The 3,086-nt window shown below is 77.4% G+C and carries 3 protein-coding genes; 1 reads left to right on the forward strand and 2 read right to left on the reverse strand.

Annotated elements, in window-relative coordinates; all coding sequences use genetic code 11:
* Together EF918_RS34195 and EF918_RS34200 are read right to left on the reverse strand one after the other, a co-directional pair.
* The coding region (locus EF918_RS34195) for an FAD-binding oxidoreductase (protein WP_185922063.1) at nt 1-762 on the reverse strand (762 nt) is incomplete at its 3' end.
* Nucleotides 763-889: 127 nt separating this feature from the next.
* Nucleotides 890-2,437 (reverse strand): IucA/IucC family protein, encoded by a 1,548-nt coding sequence (locus EF918_RS34200; RefSeq protein WP_125652767.1) that lies wholly within the window; start codon nt 2,435-2,437, stop codon nt 890-892.
* 53 nt (nt 2,438-2,490) lie between these two features.
* Here EF918_RS34200 and EF918_RS34205 point away from each other — a divergent pair.
* Nucleotides 2,491-3,086, forward strand: a 596-nt coding sequence (locus tag EF918_RS34205; protein ID WP_221889789.1) for an IucA/IucC family protein, incomplete at its 3' end; no start/stop codon positions are given.

A 3,086-nucleotide genomic window follows, 5' to 3' on the forward strand; every position in this document is an offset into this window, starting at 1 on the left:
CAGACGGGCCCCGGCGCCCACCCGGGCCGTGCCGTCGCCGTCGGCGGTCACGGTGGCCAGGGCCCCGACGTCGATCACCAGGCCGGTTCCGGTCGAGAAGCCCGCATAGCTGTGCCCGCCGCCGCGCAGGGCCCAGAACAGCTCCGGGTCCTGGGTGGCGTCCACGTCGCGGATCGTGCCGTCCGGGGTCACCAGGCGGATGCCGGTCAGGCGGTCGCTGGTGGTGCCGTACGCACGGCTGGACACGCCCAGGCCACCGCCCAGGGTCAGGCCGGCGATGCCCACCGAGGGGCACAGGCCGGTGGGGACGGCCACGCCCCGCGCGGCGAGGGCGGCGTTGACCTCGCCCAGACGGGCCCCGGCGCCCACCCGGGCCGTGCCGTCGCCGTCGGCGGTCACGGTGGCCAGGGCCCCGACGTCGATCACCAGGCCGGTTCCGGTCGAGAAGCCCGCATAGCTGTGCCCGCCGCCGCGCGGTACCACCGGTACCCCGGTGCGCCGGGCGAACGCCAGGCAGACCGCCACGTCCCGTTCGTGCGCCGGGTAGGCGACGGCGCCGGGCGCCACCGCGTCGTAGCGCGGCTGGTAGAGCCGGCGCGCCTCCGGGTAGTCGGGGTCCCCGGGCAGGACGACCGGCCCGTCCAGGTCCCGCCGCAGCGCCGCGAGGTCCGCGGTGCGGGCGGCGGCGGCCGTCGCCGCTCCGAGCGGGGCCAGCGCGGCGCCGGTGGCGCCGGCCAGGACCCGGCGGCGAGTGAGGCTCATGCCCTCCACTACTGCCATCGCCCGCGGCGTTCCCGGTGCAGCGGGGCCCGGCGGTCGCGGCGAACTCCCCCGGACGGAGCACACCCCGGCGCCCGCCGGTGCGCCGGGACCGGGTCGGGCCGGCGGGTCAGGCCAGGGGGTTCGCCACGTCCGTCCACAGGTCGCCGGGCACGCCGGGGCTCAGCCGCATCAGGGTGAGCGCCTTCACCGGCAGGCGGTGGGAGAGCAGGTGCTCGCGGTCCGGGCCGGGCGGCAGCGCCTCCACCGCGGCCGCCAGGGCCGCGCCCAGCGCCTGCGCCGAACCGGCCGTCGCCGCCAGCGCCCCCGAGACCAGCGAGCCGAACAGCTTGCGGCGCAGCACCGTCTCGTCGTCCGTGACCATCCGTCCCGCGATCGGCGGCACGGGGATGCCGTGCCGGGCGAGCCGGGCCGGACTGATACGGATGTCGGCCAGATCGCGGTAGACCAGCCGCAGCGGGGCCCCGTCGGCGCCGAGGACGACCAGCAGGTTCTGCCCGTGCGCCTCCAGCGCCACGCCGAACTCCAGCACGCGCAGGCACACCGTCAGGGCCAGCCGGGCGAACTCCGCCAGCCAGGGCGCCGACCGGGCCAGGTCCGTGGTGGCCAGCGCCGCCACCGGAACCACCCGTTCCGACCGGCTGGTGTCCACGAACCGCTCCGGTGGCTCCCGCAGCAGCGCCGCCAGGTCCGGGCTGTACGCCGACACCGCGCCGAGGGTGCGGGTGATGTGCAGCCGCCCCTCCAGCCGCGCCGCCAGCGACTCGACGAACGCCGACACCGCCTCCGCGTTCTCCACCGAGTACACCGACATGTCCCGCACCGAGGAGGTCAGCCGGGTGCTCAGCGCCGTCTTGACGTGCGGGCCGCCCGGCCCGCCGGCGGGCGCCAGCGTGCGCAGCGCCATCAGCGGATGCGCTGCCGGCCCCGGCTCCACGGCGGACTTCAGCACGTGCCGCGCCTGCCACGGGTGCACCGGCACCAGGATCCGCCCGCCGTCCCGCAGCGCCTCGGGCCAGTCCCCGGTCATCAGGCACTCCTGCGGCTCCACCGCCACCAGGCCGAGGTCCACCACCGGGCCGTGCTCGGGCGCGTAGGCGAGCTGCTCGGCCACCGTGAAGCCGGGGCGCGAGCGGCAGTTGGGGTGGTAGGGGTGGCCGTCCACCACCCGCTGCTCCCACTGCCAGCCGGTGTCCGGCGGGCCCGGCCGGGCGGACCCCTGCCCCGCCCGGGACAGGGCCAGCGAGGCCGTGCTGTCGTCGAGCTCGGCGGCGAACTCCGCGCCGTGCGGCACGCCCAGCGCCGTGAGCAGCCGGGCCGGCTGCCGGTAGGGCACCCCGTCCAGCGTCACCTGGTCGACGTAGGCCGCCGTGGCGAACGGGTCGGGCAGGGGGCCGTGCAGCCGGCTCCCGTCCGCCAGCAGCAGCGTCAGCCCGTCGGGGGTCCGCCGCCGCGCCGTCACCCACGGCAGGGGTTCGTGGGCCAGGCCGCGCCAGAGCCGGGTCAGGACGGCGGCCCGGGCGCCGGGCAGCGCCGCCGCGTACGCCGCGTCGAGCTCCGGCCGTACGGCGCCCAGTTCGGCGGCGACGGACTCCTCGGCCCGGGTCGGGTAAAGGCTGCGGTCCAGAACGGCACTCCTCCTCGAAGGCGGACTCATCGCACTACTTCATGATCACGCAATATTCTGGAAGCCGACACGCACTCTTCCGAATGGACTCCGTGGACGCCACCGCCGACGCCTACGCCGCAGCCCCGCTGCTCAACTGCCTCCTGCGGGAGGCCGCCGATCCCGACGGCGCAGCCGCCGGCACCCACCGGCTGCGCGCGAGCGGCCGGCTGCTGCGGGTGCGGGGCGGGCGGCGTCCGGGGCGTGCGCAACTGCAGACCGCGGCCGGCTGGCGCACGCTCAGCCACCCCGAGCTGCTCAAGCTCGTCTGCGACGAACTGGGACGGCTGACCGGCCTGCCCAACGACGAGCTGCTCGGCGAGATGGCCGACAGCCGGGAGGTGCTCGCCGCCCTGCTCGCGGCCCGGGCCACCGCCACCCCGCCCGCGGACCCCTACCTGCGCTCCGAACAGGCCCTGGTCATGGGCCATCCCTACCACCCGGCGCCCAAGACCCGCGGGGGTGGCCCGGCCGCGAGCTGGCTGCCGTACGCGCCCGAGGCGCACGCGGCCTTCCCGCTGACCTTCCTCGCCCTGCGCGCGGACCAGGTCGTGGCGGAGGGCGGCCAGGACGCCGCCGACGCACTGGACGGCCTGGCCGAACGGCTCGGCGCCCCGCCGGTCCCCGCCGGCTACCGGCT

This window comes from Streptomyces sp. WAC06614, assembly GCF_003949795.1.
In the GTDB taxonomy this organism is placed as follows: Bacteria; Actinomycetota; Actinomycetes; order Streptomycetales; family Streptomycetaceae; genus Streptomyces.